Annotated in this window: 12 protein-coding genes and 1 tRNA gene; 11 read left to right on the top strand and 2 right to left on the bottom strand. The window is 60.8% G+C overall.

The window, feature by feature from the left end; all coding sequences use genetic code 11:
• Positions 1–67: 67 nt before the first annotated feature.
• Positions 68–2989, bottom strand: a complete 2922-nt coding sequence (gene uvrA / locus IEX27_RS02270; RefSeq protein WP_188719298.1) for an excinuclease ABC subunit UvrA — start codon at positions 2987–2989, stop codon at positions 68–70.
• Between the two features lie 1107 nt (positions 2990–4096).
• On the opposite strand from uvrA, the gene IEX27_RS02265 reads away from it, so the two are divergent.
• Both IEX27_RS02265 and IEX27_RS02260 read left to right on the top strand, forming a co-directional pair.
• Positions 4097–4594 carry a single-stranded DNA-binding protein gene (locus IEX27_RS02265; RefSeq protein ID WP_188719297.1) on the top strand — a complete coding sequence of 166 codons (498 nt, stop codon included), beginning with the start codon at positions 4097–4099 and terminating at the stop codon, positions 4592–4594.
• Positions 4595–4914: 320 nt separating this feature from the next.
• Entirely contained in the window at positions 4915–5652 is a 738-nt protein-coding gene (locus IEX27_RS02260) for a hypothetical protein (protein WP_188719296.1), read from the top strand.
• A 26-nt stretch (positions 5653–5678) separates the two neighbouring features.
• Here IEX27_RS02260 and IEX27_RS02255 read toward each other — a convergent pair.
• Positions 5679–5768, bottom strand: a tRNA-Ser gene (locus IEX27_RS02255).
• Between the two features lie 407 nt (positions 5769–6175).
• Between IEX27_RS02255 and IEX27_RS02250 the strand changes: the two genes are divergently transcribed.
• From IEX27_RS02250 to IEX27_RS02210, 9 genes are all read left to right on the top strand, one after another.
• A complete protein-coding gene (locus tag IEX27_RS02250; RefSeq protein ID WP_188719295.1) occupies positions 6176–7234 on the top strand; it encodes a sensor histidine kinase in 1059 nt (352 codons plus the stop codon).
• A 139-nt stretch (positions 7235–7373) separates the two neighbouring features.
• Positions 7374–9254 carry a potassium transporter Kup gene (locus IEX27_RS02245; protein ID WP_244630189.1) on the top strand — a complete coding sequence of 627 codons (1881 nt, stop codon included), beginning with the start codon at positions 7374–7376 and terminating at the stop codon, positions 9252–9254.
• A gap of 387 nt (positions 9255–9641) precedes the next feature.
• Positions 9642–10790 (top strand): septal ring lytic transglycosylase RlpA family protein, encoded by a 1149-nt coding sequence (locus IEX27_RS21535; RefSeq protein ID WP_188719293.1) that lies wholly within the window; start codon positions 9642–9644, stop codon positions 10788–10790.
• A gap of 68 nt (positions 10791–10858) precedes the next feature.
• A complete protein-coding gene (locus IEX27_RS02235; protein ID WP_188719292.1) occupies positions 10859–12043 on the top strand; it encodes a D-alanyl-D-alanine carboxypeptidase family protein in 1185 nt (394 codons plus the stop codon).
• A gap of 122 nt (positions 12044–12165) precedes the next feature.
• The gene (tmk, locus tag IEX27_RS02230; protein WP_188719291.1) at positions 12166–12846 is read left to right on the top strand and encodes a dTMP kinase; all 681 of its coding nucleotides are present in this window, start codon (positions 12166–12168) and stop codon (positions 12844–12846) included.
• On the top strand, positions 12846–13919 hold the full coding sequence (locus tag IEX27_RS02225; protein WP_188719290.1) for a DNA polymerase III subunit delta': 1074 nt from the start codon (positions 12846–12848) through the stop codon (positions 13917–13919). The genes tmk and IEX27_RS02225 overlap by 1 nt, the downstream gene beginning before the upstream one ends.
• Before the next feature lie 76 nt (positions 13920–13995).
• Positions 13996–15555 (top strand): methionine--tRNA ligase, encoded by a 1560-nt coding sequence (metG, locus tag IEX27_RS02220; RefSeq protein WP_188719289.1) that lies wholly within the window; start codon positions 13996–13998, stop codon positions 15553–15555.
• 6 nt (positions 15556–15561) lie between these two features.
• A complete protein-coding gene (locus IEX27_RS02215; RefSeq protein WP_188719288.1) occupies positions 15562–16356 on the top strand; it encodes a TatD family hydrolase in 795 nt (264 codons plus the stop codon).
• Between the two features lie 3 nt (positions 16357–16359).
• A complete protein-coding gene (locus IEX27_RS02210) occupies positions 16360–17178 on the top strand; it encodes an MBL fold metallo-hydrolase (RefSeq protein ID WP_188719287.1) in 819 nt (272 codons plus the stop codon).
• Positions 17179–17188: the final 10 nt, after the last annotated feature.

The raw sequence follows: 17188 nt of genomic DNA, 5'->3' as shown, positions 1-17188 counted from the left end.
TCGCTATTGCCGTCCCGTGTCCGCCGGTTCGCGGATACCCGGCAATTGCTGTAGCAGCGGGACGGAACTACTCCGCCGCGTCTTGCATCCTCCGGCTCACGGGCCGACGGTCCAGCAGCTCCTTCAGGAACTGGCCCGTATAGCTGCGCGGCTCGGCCATCACCTCCTCGATGGAGCCTGCGACGACCAGCTCACCACCGCCATCGCCACCTTCCGGTCCAAGGTCCAGGACCCAGTCCGATGTCTTGATGACCTCAAGGTTATGCTCGATCACGACCACCGTATTTCCCTGATCCACAAGTTCATGCAGAACTTCAAGAAGCTTGGCTACATCATGGAAATGCAGGCCAGTCGTGGGCTCATCGAGGATGTAGAGCGTTCGTCCGGTCGCCCTGCGCGACAGCTCCTTGGCGAGTTTCACGCGCTGCGCCTCGCCGCCGGAAAGCGTCGTCGCCTGCTGGCCGATCTTGATATAACCGAGACCAACGCGCGACAGCGTCACGAGCTTGTCGCGGACGGAGGGAACGGCGGAGAAGAAATCCACGCCTTCCTCGACCGTCATCTCCAGCACATCTGCGATGGACTTGCCCTTGAAGGTAACTTCCAGCGTCTCGCGGTTGTAGCGCTTGCCCTTGCAGACGTCGCAGGTGACGTAAACGTCGGGCAGGAAGTGCATCTCGATCTTGATGACGCCATCGCCCTGGCATGCTTCGCACCGTCCGCCCTTGATATTGAACGAGAAGCGGCCGGGCTGATACCCGCGCGCCTTGGCTTCCGGCAGTCCGGCAAACCAATCGCGGATGGGCGTAAAGGCCCCCGTGTAGGTCGCCGGGTTCGATCGCGGTGTGCGCCCGATCGGCGACTGATCGATGTCGATGACCTTGTCGATGAACTCCAGTCCTTCGATGCGGTCATGTTCGGCAGGATGGTCGCGCGAGCCCATGATGCGGCGCGAGGCGGCCTTGAACAGTGTCTCGATCAGGAAGGTCGACTTGCCGCCGCCAGAGACGCCCGTCACACTGGTGAAAGTGCCGAGCGGGATATCAGCGGTGACGTTTTTCAGGTTGTTGCCACGAGCGCCGACCACGCGAATCCGCCGCTTCGGCGAAATCTCGCGGCGTTCCTTCGGCATGGGAATGGCCAGTTCGCCAGTCAGATACTTGCCGGTGATCGAGTTGGGGTTGGCCATGATTTCGGCAGGGGTGCCCTTTGCCATGACCTGGCCACCGTGAATGCCAGCCGCTGGGCCGATGTCCACCACATAATCCGCCGTGGCAACCGCATCCTCATCGTGCTCGACGACGATGACCGTATTGCCAAGATCGCGCAGGTGACGCAGCGTCGCGAGCAGCCGCTCGTTGTCGCGCTGATGGAGGCCGATCGAGGGTTCGTCCAGCACATAGAGCACGCCGGTGAGGCCCGAACCGATCTGCGAGGCGAGGCGGATACGCTGGCTCTCGCCGCCGGACAGCGTGCCGGACCCGCGCGACAGGGTGAGGTAATCGAGACCCACATCAACCAGGAACGAAAGACGCTCGCGGATCTCCTTCAGGATGCGAACAGCTATCTCGTTCTGCTTGTCATTGAGCTTGGCGGGCAGCGCGGAAAACCAGTCGCTCGCCTTGCGGATCGACATCTCCGTCACTTCGCTGATGTGCAGCATGTCAATCTTGACGGCAAGCGCTTCGGGCTTCAGGCGGTAACCCTTACAGGTGGGGCAGGGGTAGGCCGACATGTAACGCTCGATCTCCTCGCGCGCCCAGGCCGAATCCGTTTCCTTCCAGCGGCGCTGGAGGTTGTTCACCACGCCTTCGAACGGTTTGGTGGCACGGTAGCTCCGCACACCATCGTCATAGTCGAAGGCGATCTGCTTGGCGCCAGTTCCGTAGAGGATTGCCTTCTGCGCGTTCTCCGGAAGCTCCTTCCAGCGGTTGCTGACCTTGAAGCCATATTCGCGGCCGAGCGCTTCCAGCGTCTGCAGGTAATAAGGCGAGGTCGATTTGGCCCATGGCGCAATCGCGCCTTCGCGCAGGATGGCGTTCTCGTCCGGAACGATGAGGTCCGGATTGATCGCGCTCTGGCTGCCGAGGCCATCGCAGGTGGGGCAGGCGCCGGCGGGATTGTTGAAGGAGAAGAGCCGCGGCTCGATCTCGGGAATGGTGAAGCCGGAGACCGGGCAGGCGAACTTTTCCGAGAAGATCAGCCGCTCGTGCGTCTCGTTCTTCGAGCGGTTTGGCTGCGCAAGCACCTCCGCCGGGAGCGGGCGATCGGCATATTCCGCCGCGCAGAGACCATCGGTGAGCCTCAGCGCCGTCTCGACGGAGTCCGCAAGGCGCGTCGCAATGTCGGGCCGCACGACGATGCGGTCCACGACCACGTCGATATAATGCGACAGCTTCTTGTCGAGCGTGGGCACATCGGCGATCTCGTAGAACTGCCCGTCCACCTTGACGCGCTGGAAACCCTTCTTCTGCAGCTCGGCGAATTCCTTGCGGTACTCGCCTTTGCGACCGATCACGATAGGCGCGACGATATAGAGGCGCGTGCCTTCTTCGAGCGCCAGGATGCGATCGACCATCTGGCTGACCGTCTGGCTCTCGATCGGCAGGCCCGTGGCCGGCGAATAGGGCACACCCACGCGCGCGAATAAAAGGCGCATGTAGTCGTAGATTTCCGTGACGGTGCCGACCGTCGAGCGCGGGTTCTTCGACGTCGTCTTCTGCTCGATCGAAATGGCGGGGGACAGGCCGTCAATCTGGTCGACGTCCGGCTTCTGCATCATCTCCAGGAACTGGCGCGCATAGGCCGACAGGCTTTCCACGTACCGCCGCTGCCCCTCGGCATAGATGGTGTCGAAGGCCAGCGAAGACTTGCCCGAACCGGACAGTCCCGTCATCACGATCAGCTTTTCCCGTGGCAGGTCAAGATCGATATTCTTCAGGTTGTGTTCGCGGGCGCCACGTATGGAAATGAATTTATGTTCGGGCATGCTTCTAGGGCCGCTCTACTCTAATCGGTGACAGTCAGTGTCCGTGCAGAAAGCCGCGTTCGAGCGACATCAGCGTCATGTAGGAACTCGACGCGAAATGTCGACGCCCGGCGGCAGCTGGCCGCACCCTAATCCAGGTTGCGCTTATCTTTTGGTGCCTTTTTCCTGCCAGCGCAAGCAAAAAGAACAAAGAACGAACGCTCTCCTGACATTTGCGACATTAGGGGGTTGACGGCGGCGGCCAATGGACGCAGAATCAATCCACCATAGTTCAGTTCAATCTGAGCGAATGGTTAGGAGCAACGAACACGGAGGGAGGCATGAATCCACCCGACCAATCGTCCGGCTCCACCGAAGAGTGGAGCCACAGCCGGTAAACGGGCTGAATTGCTCTTCTGCTGCCACGGTTAACCGAGGCAGGGGCGAAGTTGCAAAGGTGCATCTGCACCACGACCAGCAACGGGCCGGTTGATCACCTACATCGCTGGAAAATATGCTGGGCAAGCTTCAGGCTGCCCTTTAGAGATCCGAACTCGAATTCGGAAGATTCATCGTGAAATGTCGTAGCGGCCCCGTTTGCCATTGATGGCAACGGGGCGTTCGATTGTGAGCAGCAAGAAGAGGGGCTCATTTCGCGCCCTCAGGCATCACCGGGGTCGGCAAAACCAGCCGAGCACGGCGCTTACCTCATTCCTGTTCGACGACGAGCAGGCGACGGTATCGATACGTGGGAGTACATGGACGAGACGTCCGGGGCCCGCATGGCTCCGAATTGGCCATCGGAATTCGCGCCGGGTGGCACTCCCAAGCTGGTCCCCGCCAGTGCAGGTATGCCCGCGCATTGCCTGGGTGGGCCCAGCTGCATCCTCTCAACAGCAGAAACTGTGACTACACAAGGGAAAATTTCAACGGACAGTTGAACAGGATCAAAAATTGCATTAGAACAAATGAAGAACCAAATGAACTGTGGACGGCTCGGCGGATTGCCGGTTGAGGCGCGCAAGTTTCGTGCTGTTCAAATAGAATGGGCACATGAATGAGACGGGTGGCTGCGGATCGTTATCCTTGCAGCTGTCTCTCGCCAACGTAGTTGAATGGAGTTTTGCCATGGCGGGCAGCGTGAACAAGGTTATTCTGGTCGGCAACCTGGGTGCGGACCCGGAGGTACGCCGTTTGAATTCGGGTGAGCCGGTGGTGAACCTGCGGATTGCGACGTCGGAAAGCTGGCGCGACCGTAGCTCGGGTGAGCGCCGTGACCGGACGGAATGGCACTCGGTCGTCATCTTCAACGAGAACCTGGCAAAGGTTGCCGAGCAGTACCTGAAGAAGGGCGCCAAGGTCTACGTCGAAGGTCAGCTGCAGACGCGCAAGTGGCAGGACCAGAACGGCAACGACCGCTACACGACGGAAATCGTGCTGCAGAAATTCCGTGGCGAACTGCAGATGCTCGATTCGCGCGGTGAGGGCGGCGGCGGCCAGGTCGGCTACGGTGGTGGCAGCAACCGCGGCTCCGACTTCGGCCAGTCAGCCCCAATGGACAACATGGGTGGCGGCGGCGGCGGTGGCGGTTTCGGCCGCGACATGGACGACGAGATCCCGTTCTAAGGCTGAAGATTTGCGCGAATATCTTCTGGAAAGGCGCTGGTTCTACGGCGCCTTTTTTCTTCTCGAACGTTCTTGTTCGGTGTGGGGACAACATCTTCGGCTGGGCGAGCAATAGGGAGCCTGCGGGCCGCATCAATCCCGTAACTCGCACTGGATGGGATCAGCCGAACGAAATGCTTTAGATCCGGCGCCTTTTGTGATGGCGATCAGGTTTAGCGCTGATTCATCCAACCTGGGCGAGCCGCGCCATCCCGACATTGCCGCATTCGGCCGGTAAGGTGGCCAAATCTTCAGTTGCCAGTGTTTGGACGGGACGCTTGATGAGAATACTGCTTGCCGGGATCGCCTCGGTTGTTCTGGTGACTTCCGCCATCGCAGATGATGTCCCTGCAAGTACCATAGAGCATCAGCAGGTCCCGAATGGACCAACTGCCAAAGATGAGCAACCGTCGCCATCAGTGGAAGAGTTGCTCGAACTCCCGCCGGCCACTGAGGAGCCGCAGGTCGCTCCACCAGTCGCAGTTGAAGAAGATGCGACGACAATCTTCCCGGATCCACCGTCGCCATCAAGCGAAGAGTTTCTCGAACTCCCACCGGGCACTGAGGAGCCACAGGTCGCTCCGCCCGTTACAGTTGAGGAAGATCCGACCACAATCTTCCCGGATCCACCGTCGCCGTTTCCCGATCCCCCGGCCGAGCAGAGCGGTCCGCTCAGTTCCATGGTCCAGCAACTCTCGAGCGCTGCACGCACCGCTTGCGCGGGACGGGACGACTGTCTGCGGACGGCTGGAAACTTTGCGCGGTTCCTCTGGAACAACCGGGACAAGGCCGACATGCAGACCCGGGCAGCCAGCTGTCTCGGTCAATCCGCCATCAAGCGTGGCTATGTCCAGGCACCAATGGATGCGATCCGCAACGCTTCGACTGCCGAAATGATGGATCTGTCGGTTGAGGTCTGCGAGTGCGTTATCGGCTTTCTCGGCAAATTCGGCCTCTGCCGACCGGCTCTCGTTCAGGGCAAGCTCGCGCCATTGATGAGCCTGTTCAACAGGCGATAGCGCCTATGTTTTGAGAGTTGCCAAAGTGGCGGAGGGAGTGGGATTCGAACCCACGGTGACATCACTGCCACGCCGGTTTTCAAGACCGGTGCCTTAAACCGCTCGGCCATCCCTCCAGTCAGTCGGTTCGATTACCACGACTCTTGTGACGTGGGCCGTAACCGCTGCAAGTGGAGTCGGCTTATAGCAGGCTGCGATGCGGCGTCAACGTCCCACAGCACGCGTAACGTCCGGCTGCAGTGATCACTCCCGCGTAAGCGCAAGGGTGCTCGGGGTGATCCGCAACATCCATAATGCACATCAGTCAAAACAACCATAAGTTGCGCATAAGCCAAGACGGGACCTATAATACACCCCGGATGGCTGTACTTGGGGCTTGATGTTGGGTAGTGCCATCATGTCTTCGGCGCAGGATACCGCTAATTGTGCAGTTGGGAGCCGTCGCGACAACAATCATTTTGGTTGCCGTGGAACGTTTTACGCCTAGTTCAGTTTTGTGGTGTGCGATTGAGGTGAGGGCCTTGTGACTGACCAGAATGACTTTCCTTTGGCGGCTGTTGCAGACGCGCGGCTGTCGGCTATCGTTGACTCCTCCTTTGACGCCATCGTCAGCAAGGACCTGAACGGCATAATCCGCACCTGGAACGCGGCTGCCGAGCAGCTTTTCGGCTATTCCGCCGAGGAAGCTATCGGCAAGCCGGTGCTCATGCTGATCCCGCCGAACCGCTATGATGAGGAAGCCAACATCCTCGCGCGGATCAAGCTTGGCGAGCGTGTCGAGACCTTCCAGACCGTGCGCGTGCGCAAGGATGGGAGCCTTGTGCCGGTATCCCTCACCATTTCGCCGATCAAGGATGTGAGCGGCAAGATCGTCGGCGCCTCCAAGATCGCGCGCGACATTTCTGCGGCTCAGGAGAACGAGCAGCGCATCCGCATGCTGTTGCGCGAGGTGAACCATCGCGTGAAGAACCAATACGCGGTGATCCTCTCGATCATCAACGAGACCTCGCGGCGGACCGGCTCTACCCAGGAGTTTGCACAGAAGGTGCGGCAGCGGGTTATGGCGCTTGCCAGCTCCCATGATCTTCTGGTGGCCGCTGACTGGCATGGCGCCAGCGTTGCAGACCTGCTGATGGCGCAGCTGAACGTCGTCTCGCACGAAGACCTGGTGAGCATTTCCGGTCCGCTGGTGACGGTCGTTCCGGCAGCCGTCCAGCATCTCGGCATCGCGCTCCACGAGCTCACCACGAACTCGGTGAAGTATGGCGTCCTTGGTGCGGCCCGAGGCCATATCAATGTGCAATGGGGTGTCGAGAATATCGAGCCTTACGGACAGAGCTTTGTGCTTCGGTGGGAAGAAAATTCCGCAGGCATCGCAGCCGAACCGGACTCGTCGCATCTTTCCGGCGGCTTCGGCACCGTTGTGCTGACGCGACTGTCGTCGGAGATCTTTGGCGGGACGGCGACTTTCCAGACTACGGAGGCTGGCGTGATCTGGTCGCTCGTGGCCCCCGTTGCAAGTGTGCTCGCCAATCCAAATCTTGTGGTGCCGCCGCCCTCCCGGATGGAATCCGAGGCGTGAGATAAGCTGGCCGGAGGCGGGGTTCCGGCCAACATTTGCTGCAATTCCGGCCTATGCCGCTTGCAACGGGGCTTGGGAGCATCGGCGGAAGCACGGCTCCCGCTCTGGCGGAGCCGGAATGCACGAAGATTCCAGCAGAATGGCAAGTGTCGCCGCGGCGCCAGCCTCGTGGCGGCAGAGTGCTACGCTCGCCGCCCTTGGCGTCGTCTACGGGGACATCGGAACAAGCCCCATCTACGCCTTCAGGCAGGCGCTGCATGCGAGCGGAAGTTCTCTTCCGACAATAGCTCGCGAGGATGTGCCAGGCATCCTGTCGCTCATCGTCTGGGCATTGTTCATCACTGTCTCGATCAAATACGTCTGCTTCGTGCTGCGCGCCGATAACCGGGGCGAGGGCGGGATCCTGTCGCTGATGGCGCTGTCTCGGCGCATGAACCAGAAATATTCGACGGCTATTCTGGGCCTCGGAATGGTGGGGGTAGGTCTCTTCTTCGGCGACGCCATGATCACGCCGGCGATCTCTGTTCTCTCCGCCGTCGAAGGTCTGTCGATAGCGGCCCCCGGCGTCGAGCCATGGGTAGTGCCCATCACGGTGGTCATTCTGCTCGCTCTGTTCATGGGGCAGCGGTTCGGCACCCACAGGGTCGCCGCCGTCTTTGCTCCCGTGATGTTCGTCTGGTTCCTGGCGCTCGGTCTTTCGGGGCTCGTGCATATCTGGGACGACCCGCATGTGCTTTTTGCGGTGGATCCATTCCACGCAATCGGGTTTTTCGTCCGCGCGCCGGTGACAGGTTTCGTCACGCTTGGCGCCGTATTCCTGGCGGTGACGGGTGCGGAGGCGCTCTATGCTGATCTCGGCCATTTTGGCCGCAGGCCGATCATCCGCGCGTGGTTCTGGATCGTATTTCCCTGCCTGCTTGCCAATTATTTCGGGCAGGGCGCCTATGTGCTGGCCCATGACGGTAGGATCGACAATCCGTTTTTCGAAATGAATGCGGGCTGGGCATTGCTGCCATTCACGCTACTCGCGACGATTGCGACCATTATCGCGAGCCAGGCCGTGATCACCGGCGCTTTCTCGGCTGCCCGTCAGGCGGTTCAGCTCAACCTGCTGCCGCGAACGGAAATCCGACATACTTCAGAGACACAGGAGGGACAGATCTATCTGCCTGTTGCCAACTGGATCATCGCCACGGGCGTGCTGCTGCTTGTCGTCTGGTTTGGCGATTCCACGCGACTTGCCTCCGCCTACGGCATCTCGGTCACGGGCGCCATGCTGGTAACCTCGGTCCTGATGGTTGTTGTGGCCCGGCGCATTTGGCGCTGGAATCTTGCCCTTGCACTCCTGCTCTTCGGCTTCTTCGGCCTGATCGAGACAGCCTTCCTGTCTGCCAATGTCCTGAAGGTCGTGCATGGGGGATGGGTCTCGCTCGCCATCGCGGCAGTGGTCATTCTTCTCATGGTCACCTGGGTGAGGGGATCGCGCACGCTTTACGAGAAGACGAGGCGAACCGAGGTGCCGATGCAGGAGATCGTTGACCGGCTGAACAGAAACCCTCCGCCTCTGGTGCCGGGACAGGCGGTCTTCATGTCGAGCGATCCGGAAAGCACGCCGACAGCGCTGCTGCACAGCCTGAAGCACTACAAGGTGCTGCACGAGCGTAACCTGATCCTGACCGTGAAGACCATGCCAGAACCCTATGTACGAGACGATCAGCGCGTGTCCATGGAGGTGCTGAACCCGCTTTTCCGTCAGGCGATCATCCGCTTCGGCTACATGGAGAAACCGAACGTTCCCCTGGCGCTTGCCCGGCACGAGGAAGAAGGCTGGAGTTTCGAGATCATGGAAACGTCCTTCTTCCTTTCGCGTCGCACGCTCCGCCGGTCGCGGATCTCCACACTGCCCCGGATACAGGAGAAGATCTTCATCGCCATGTCAGCTTTCGCCACCAACGCAAGTGCCTATTACGCCATACCGGCAGACCGGGTCGTCGATATCGGTACACAGGTTGGTATATAGATGTTCCTGTTTTGTTTACGTGCAGTAGAGCGGAAGAAGCGATCACGACGGTGACACAATCCGCCAAATTCACAGTATGGTTAACGATCAGCCTGGCGAGCGACACTGTTGATCCGGCCAGAATAAACGTATGGAAATACTGGGGTTTAAGTAGGAAATACGTCGCCTGAAGCGCTGCTCGTGCGGTTGCTAACCAACATTTCCATCCTGTTAAAAAAGCTTATTAGGCAAAAGCTCACATTTCTGACACCTTGCGGTCACAAAGGGTTTACACCCTGATAACGAATATATGTGACTGGGGTCGTTCTTACTGCCCATTTCCACGCGCCACTACGGCTGGCTTGGACCGGGCGGGAATATTGGAGCAGATTGTTGAGGGAAGTGATAATGGGGAACGCAAAACGGCGGAATAGAGCGCTGCTGCACGCCAAACTCATCGGCACCGCACTGATCGTCGCTTCACTCTCCGCCTGTTCCGGCAGTTCCACCAAGACCAGCAGCACCCGCAGCAAGGAATATTTCCCGGAGTCAAAGTATGGCGTGAAGGCTAGTCCGCGCGTCAGCACGGCCAAAGCGAACCTTCCGCGAGGAGGGGGGCGCTATCAGGTCGGCAAGGCCTACAAGGTCAAGGGAAACTGGTTCCATCCGAAGGAAGACCCGAATTACGCGGCTGTCGGCGCGGCGTCCTGGTACGGCGATGCATTTCACGGTCGTCTCACCGCCAACGGTGAAGTCTACGACATGACGCATCTGACGGCTGCGCATCCGACGCTGCCGCTGCCGAGCTACGCCCGCGTCACCAATCTTGCCAACAACAGCTCCGTGATCGTGCGCATCAATGACCGCGGGCCGTTCGAGCGCAGCCGCCTCATCGATCTTTCGAAGCGGGCGGCTGAACTGCTCGACTATCAGCACGCCGGCACAGCCAAGGTGAAGGTTGAGTATGTCGGCCCGGCACCGCTGCATGGGCAGGACGACGCCTTCCTGATGGCATCCTACCAGCCAGGCGGTCGTGCGCCGGATCCGTCCGACGGTCTGCCAACGGGTGTTATGCTGGCGATGAATGGCCCGACACCCACGCAGGCGAATTCGCACGGCGAGGTGGATACCATCACGGCCGCGATTGCCGCCGCCTACACGGCGCCTGCGCCGAATGGCGCCGTGCAACCGTCTGATGTCGGCAGCGTCGCACTACCGTCCTTCGCACCCATCCCGGCAAGCCGTCCGGGCGAAATGTTTGCTGCGCTATCCTATGCGCCGCAGGACACGAATGCCGCAGCCGAGGTGTTCAACACGGTGCTGAACCCAGAAGCTGGTGCGCCAGGCGGTTCCGTGGTGAACCTCGGCGTCTGGCCGTCGATCAAGGCTGCTGAAGCCGTCACCCGGACATTGTCCGGCCACGGACAGATCCGCATCGAGCAGGCCGGCAGCGGACAGGTTGCCCTGTCGCTTGTGGCGCCGGAAGAGAGTGTAAATGATGCGCTTCTGGCGGCATGGGACGCCGGCGCAACAGACGCGTTCATTGTGCGGGACTGATCGCACGACTTGTTGTGCACCCTGACCTTTAGGCGTAGAATATGCGCCTTAGCCGGGCTTGGGGAGGCATGCAGTTGTACCGCATCGGCGCAGTCGTCACGGCATTCTTCATCGCATCATTTGGGGCGATCTCTGCAGGATCCGCTGCAGACCTGATCGAGACCAAAGCCAAACGCATCCATCTCCTGGATGCGGACACTGGTTTTGTGCTGCTTTCGCGTGAGGCCGACACGCCATTCCCTCCAGGATCACTTGCCAAGCTGATGACCGCCGAGGTCATGTTCCATGCCCTTGGGAAGGGGCAGGTCACGCCTGAGACGGAGTACTTCGTCTCGGAACATGCGTGGCGCACCGGCGGCGCTCCATCGCGTGCGGCAACCATGTTCGCCAAGGTGAAATCGACGGTTTCGGTGGCTGATCTTCTGCAGGGTCTGACCGTGCAGATGGCGAACGACGCGGCAATTGTCATGGCGGAGGGCATGCGCGGCTCTGAGGAGAGCTTTGCCCAGTTGATGAACGAGCGCGCCAAGGAGATTGGCCTCAAGGATTCGCACTTCGCCAATCCCACGGGATTTCCGGATGACACGCAGAAGGTGACGGCGCGCGACATGACCGCGCTCGCCACCCATCTCTGGCGCACCTATCCGGAGCAATATGCGCTGTTCTCCCAGCCGGCCTTCGAGTGGAACAAGATCTTCCAGCGCAACAAGAATCCGCTTCTGAACCTGAACATCGGTGCGGACGGGTTGATGACCGGCCTAGCGGAAGGCCATGGGCTCTCCATCGTCGCATCGGCCAGTAATGGCAGCAGGCGCGTTTTCGCGACGCTCGGGGGCTTTGAGACCGATCAGGAACGTGTCGAGGAAACCCGCAAGCTCCTGCAATGGGGTCTTGACGGCTTCGCGATGAAGGATCTCTTCGCCTCAAAAGAAGTGGTCGGGGAGGCCACGGTCTATGGCGGCACCGCGTCGATGCTTCCGCTGCGCGTGGAAGAGAAGGTCAGTGTTCTCGCACCAGTCGCAAACCCCGAAGCACTGCACGCCCGCATCGTCTACGAACGGCCGCTGCCCGCGCCGATCCGGGAAGGCGACAGGGTGGGCGAGCTGCAGATCTGGGTCAACGATACGCTGAGCCGGAAGGTCGAGCTCCACGCGGCCGAGACGGTGGAGAGCGGCACCCTTCGTCAGCGCGCCTTTGGCGCCGTGGCTGAATTGCTGGTCGGCTGGCTGCGCCAGTTCTCCTGGGCGGGGTAAAGAACCTCCGGTTGCCAAAAGTGTCCGAGCAGGACGCGCGGCAAAAATACCGCGCCTTTCGATAGACGCACGTTGCTTCAATGGGTTAAGAAGGTGCGCAATCAGGAAACCGGAAGGCGAGCTTGCGGGGATTCTTCATCACATTCGAAGGCGGCGAGGGGGCTGGTAAGTCGACCCAGATCCGTCTTCTCGAGCAGTATCTGCGAGGCCGGGGCCACACGGTTGTCGTCACGCGCGAACCGGGCGGTTCGGCAGGCGCTGAGGCCGTTCGCCACGTTCTGCTGTCCGGCGCTGCCGAGCCCTTTGGCCCCGAAATGGAAGCGGTTCTTTTCGCTGCCGCGCGCCTCGACCATGTCGAGCAGCTGATCCGGCCAGCCCTTGAAAGCGGCGCTGTCGTACTCTGCGACCGGTTCATTGATTCCACCCGCGCCTATCAGGGCACGGTGAAGGGCCTGACCAAAGCCTTCCTCAGCTCACTCGAGAAGGCGGCCGTTGGCGAAACCCGGCCCGACCTGACCATCATTCTGGATATCGATGCCGAGGTGGGCCTGCAGCGGGCTTCGGCAAGAAGAGGCGAGGGGAGCATCGACCGCTTCGAAAAGGACACGATTGCGGTTCACCAGAAGCGTCGGGATGCCTTTCTGGCAATTGCTGCGGCAGAGCCGAACCGTTGCGTGGTGATCGACGCCGACCGCGATGTCGAAGCGGTTTTTTCTTCGATCAAGGCTGCGGTTGACGCTGCCATGGAACGACGTGAATTCAAGGAGGGGCAGGCGAACAGTTTCCAGAGGGAATTGCATTGATGTTCGAACGCCTTGCACCGGAACAATACGATACGCTGACGGACATTCCCGAGCCGGTCGAGAACACGTTCCTGGCTGGTCATGAGGAAGCGCTTGATATGGTGGCGAGCGCCTATCGGGCGGGCAAGCTGCATCACGCGCTGATGGTCACCGGCCCGCGTGGCAGCGGCAAGGCCACCTTCGCCTTCCGCATCGCGCATCACCTGTTCCGCTATCCCGATCCGAAGCAGTCGCCAGAGCAAATTGCAGAGATCGACCCTGAGAACCAGGCGTATCGTCTGGCGATCCGCGGCGCGCATCCGGGCCTTCTGCATCTGACGCGGCCTTACATCGAGCGCGACAAGAAGTTCCGCAACGCCATCACCGTGGACGAGGTGAGGCGCGTCGGAAAGTTCCTTTCCATGACGCCGCCCGACGGCGGATGGCGCGTGGTGATCGTCGACAGCGCCGACGACATGAACAACAATGCCGCGAACGCGCTCCTGAAGAACCTGGAAGAGCCGCCGGCGCGCACGCTCTTCGTTCTGATCGCCCATTCGCCGGGAAGACTGCTGCCAACCATCCGCTCGCGCTGCCATGTGGTCCGCCTGAAGCCGCTCGATGGCGGCCAGCTGGAGACGGTGCTGGAACGGCTCGGCGCACCGGCGCCCGACGAACCGGAAGCCCGCCAGTTCCTGATCGAGCAGGCGGAGGGCAGCGTGCGCAATGCCATTCTGCTGACGCAATTCGGCGGTCTTGAAATAGCGACCGCAATGCAGAAGATCCTGAACTCCGACCGCTTCGACATCACGGCAACCCACAAGCTTGCCGAGGCGGTCACGGGCCGTGATGCGCAGGTTCAGTACGACCTCTTCAACCAGATGATTCTGGACCGGGCTGCCGGAATTGCCCAGCAGGCTGGAGAGACGAACAGGGTCGTTCTTGCCGAGCGGTTCGCAAAGCTTTGGGAAGAGCTCGCCCAGCGGATACGGGACACCGACACCTTCAACCTCGACCGCAAGCAGCATTCCATCAATGTGCTGAGACAGCTCCACGAGGCAATGCGCGAGCTAAAGCAGCCGGAAACCGCCTGAAACGGCTGCATGGACGCATGGCATTCTTGATCACAATGCGCTATCTGGGCGCTAAGAGTTTTATTGGACGTATTCTATGACGCGCGACTCCTTCTATCTCACCACGCCAATCTTCTATCCCAACGGCAAGCCGCACATCGGCCACGCCTACACCGTGATCGCCAGCGATACGCTGAGCCGGTTCCAGCGCCTGAACGGCAAGGAAGTCTTCTTCCTGTCCGGAACAGACGAACACGGACTGAAGATGCAGCAGACGGCGGACAAGGAGGGGATTACGCCCAAGGAGCTGGCTGACCGCAACAGCGCCGTGTTCCGCGACATGATCGAGATGCTCGGCGGCTCCAACGACGACTTCATCCGCACGACGGAAGAGCGTCACCACAAGGCCTGCCAGGAGATCTGGCGCCGCATGGCGGCCAATGGCGACATCTATCTGTCACGCTACAGTGGCTGGTATTCGGTCCGCCAGGAAGCCTATTTCGATGAGAGCGAGACGACCGTCGGTGAAGACGGCGTGCGCCGCGAGCCGCTTGGCTCGCCGGTAGAGTGGAACGAGGAGGAGAGCTACTTCTTCCGTCTTTCCGCCTATCAGGACAAGCTCATCGAGCTCTACGAGAAGAACCCGGAATTCGTCGGACCTTCCGAGCGCCGCAACGAGGTCATGAGCTTCGTGAAATCCGGCCTCAAGGACCTGTCGATCTCGCGCACCACCTTCAACTGGGGTGTGCCGGTGCCGGGCGACGAGAAGCACGTCATGTATGTGTGGGTCGACGCGCTCACCAACTACCTCACGGCTGCCGGCTTCCCCGATGAGAACGCCGAGCGCTGGAAGTTCTGGCCGGCGAATGTTCACGTCATCGGCAAGGACATCGTTCGTTTCCACGCCGTCTACTGGCCGGCCTTCCTGATGTCCGCCGGTATCGAACTGCCGAAGCGCGTGTTCGCACACGGCTTCCTGTTCAACCGCGGCGAGAAGATGTCGAAGTCGGTGGGCAACGTGGTCGATCCATTCCAGATGGTCGAGCACTACGGCCTTGATCAGGTGCGCTACTTCTTCATGCGCGAAGTGTCCTTCGGCCAGGACGGCAGCTACAGTCACGAGTCGATCGTCAACCGCATCAACGCGGATCTGGCGAACGATATCGGCAATCTGGCGCAGCGCTCGCTGTCGATGATTGCCAAGAACTGCGAGGCCAAGGTTCCCGCCTATGGCGCGTTCTCCGATGCCGACAAGGCTATCCTCGATCAGGCGGAATCTGCTCTTGCCACGGCTCGCGAGGCGATGGACCGTCAGGCGATCAACGTGGCGCTTGGCGCGATTTTCGACGTCGTCTCCGAAGCCAACCGCTATTTCGCGGGGCAGGAGCCCTGGGCGCTGCGCAAGACCGATGCGGAGCGCATGGGCACGGTGCTGTTCACCACAGCGGAAGTGTTGCGCCGCGTCGGCATCATGTGCCAGCCGTTCATCCCGGGCGCTGCCGCCAAACTGCTCGACATCCTTGCGGTGCCGGCAGACAAGCGCACCTTTGCCGAGATCGCGGGCGACCGCATGCTCGTTCCGGGAACGGATCTGCCTGCGCCGCAGCCGATCTTCCCGCGCTACGTTGAAGCCGAAGCTCCGGCTGCGGGAGCTTGAGGAACGATGCTGGTCGACAGCCATTGCCATCTGGATTTTCCGGACTTTGAGGCGGAACGGGACGCGGTCATCGACCGCGCCCGTGAAGCCGGCGTCGGGCTGATGGTCACGATCTCGACCCGCGTGCGCCAGTTCGAGCGCATCCGGGCGATCGCCGAAGCTTACGGGAACGTCTACTGCACCATCGGAACGCATCCGCATAACGCCGACGAAGAGGCTGGGATTCCGGCCGAAGAGCTGGTGAAGATTGCTGCGCATCCGAAGGTCGTGGGCATCGGCGAAGCAGGGCTCGACTACCATTACGACAAGGCGCCGCGCGATCTTCAGGCGCAGGGTTTGCGCGTCCACATTGCCGCCGCGCGCGAAACGCAGCTGCCACTTGTGATCCATGCCCGTCAGGCTGACGAGGATATGGCCGCGATCCTCGAAGACGAGATGGGGAAGGGGGCCTTCCCCTTCATCCTGCACTGCTTCTCTTCCGGTCCGGAGCTTGCCCGCAAGGGTGTGGAGCTCGGCGGCTATGTGTCGTTCTCGGGCATCCTGACCTTCAAGAACTCGCAGGAGATCCGCGACATCGCGAAGACCGTCCCGCAGGACCGGCTGCTGGTGGAGACCGACGCGCCCTATCTTGCGCCGATCCCTTACCGGGGCAAGCGCAACGAGCCGGCCTTTGTGGCCAACACGGCCGCCGTTCTGGCGGAAACGATCGGCGTTACGCAGGAAGAGATTGCGCGGATCACCACCGAAAATTTCTTCCGGCTCTTCACCAAGGTGCCGCGCGAGGCGATGAAGGAAATCTGAGACATGGCTGATCGTCTGCGGCTCACCATCCTCGGGTGCGGGTCTTCTCCCGGCGTGCCGCGCATCATGGGCGACTGGGGTGCATGTGATCCGAACAACCCGCGCAACCGGCGCCTGCGAGCGTCCGCGCTGGTGGAGCGCATCCGTGAGGATGGCGCGCGCACGCGTGTCGTTATCGACACCGGGCCGGACTTCCGCGAGCAGATGATCAGCAATGGCGTGAATACGCTTGATGCGGTGGTCTACACACATCCGCATGCCGATCATATCCATGGCATCGACGATCTGCGCGGCTATGTGCTGGTGCAGAAGAAGCGCATGGACATCTATGCCGACGACGCCACCATGGAGCGTCTACGCGACGGGTTTCTCTATTGCTTCGAGACGCCGGAAGGAAGCGACTATCCGCCGATCCTGACGCCGCACCGGATCGAGCACTATGAGCCGCTCACGATCGAGGGAGCAGGGGGCCCATTGACCTTCCTGCCCCTGCCGCAGCAGCACGGCCTGATCCACTCCCTGGCCTTCCGCGTCGGGCCGTTCGCCTATTGCTCCGACGTCAGTGAATTCTATCCGCAGTCGCTGCCGCATCTCGAAAACCTCGAGCTTCTGGTCATTGACGCGCTCCAGTACAGAACGCACCCGAACCATCTGTCGCTTGGCGAAGCGCTGGAGTGGATCGAGCGGCTGAAGCCGGAACGCGCCGTGCTGACCCACATGCATAATCCGCTCGACTACGAAGCTGTGCAGAATGAGACACCGGCGCATGTAGAACCGGCTTATGACGGCATGGTGCTGGAAACGACCATTTCGTCGGACTGACACCTGGGGG

Source organism: Nitratireductor aestuarii (genome assembly GCF_014641695.1).
Lineage (GTDB): Bacteria > Pseudomonadota > Alphaproteobacteria > Rhizobiales > Rhizobiaceae > Chelativorans > Chelativorans aestuarii.
The sequence above is the reverse complement of the archived record's forward strand: the minus strand, read 5'-3'. Positions and strand labels throughout refer to the sequence as shown.

Coding starts and splice junctions, on each gene's coding strand:
- metG (WP_188719289.1), top strand. CDS start 13,996: ATGACGCGCGACTCCTTCTATCTCACCACGCCAATCTTCTATCCCAAC.
- IEX27_RS02235 (WP_188719292.1), top strand. CDS start 10,859: ATGCAGTTGTACCGCATCGGCGCAGTCGTCACGGCATTCTTCATCGCA.
- IEX27_RS02215 (WP_188719288.1), top strand. CDS start 15,562: ATGCTGGTCGACAGCCATTGCCATCTGGATTTTCCGGACTTTGAGGCG.
- IEX27_RS02245 (WP_244630189.1), top strand. CDS start 7,374: ATGGCAAGTGTCGCCGCGGCGCCAGCCTCGTGGCGGCAGAGTGCTACG.
- IEX27_RS02225 (WP_188719290.1), top strand. CDS start 12,846: ATGTTCGAACGCCTTGCACCGGAACAATACGATACGCTGACGGACATT.
- IEX27_RS02260 (WP_188719296.1), top strand. CDS start 4,915: ATGAGAATACTGCTTGCCGGGATCGCCTCGGTTGTTCTGGTGACTTCC.
- IEX27_RS02265 (WP_188719297.1), top strand. CDS start 4,097: ATGGCGGGCAGCGTGAACAAGGTTATTCTGGTCGGCAACCTGGGTGCG.
- IEX27_RS02210 (WP_188719287.1), top strand. CDS start 16,360: ATGGCTGATCGTCTGCGGCTCACCATCCTCGGGTGCGGGTCTTCTCCC.
- IEX27_RS21535 (WP_188719293.1), top strand. CDS start 9,642: ATGGGGAACGCAAAACGGCGGAATAGAGCGCTGCTGCACGCCAAACTC.
- uvrA (WP_188719298.1), bottom strand. CDS start 2,989: ATGCCCGAACATAAATTCATTTCCATACGTGGCGCCCGCGAACACAAC.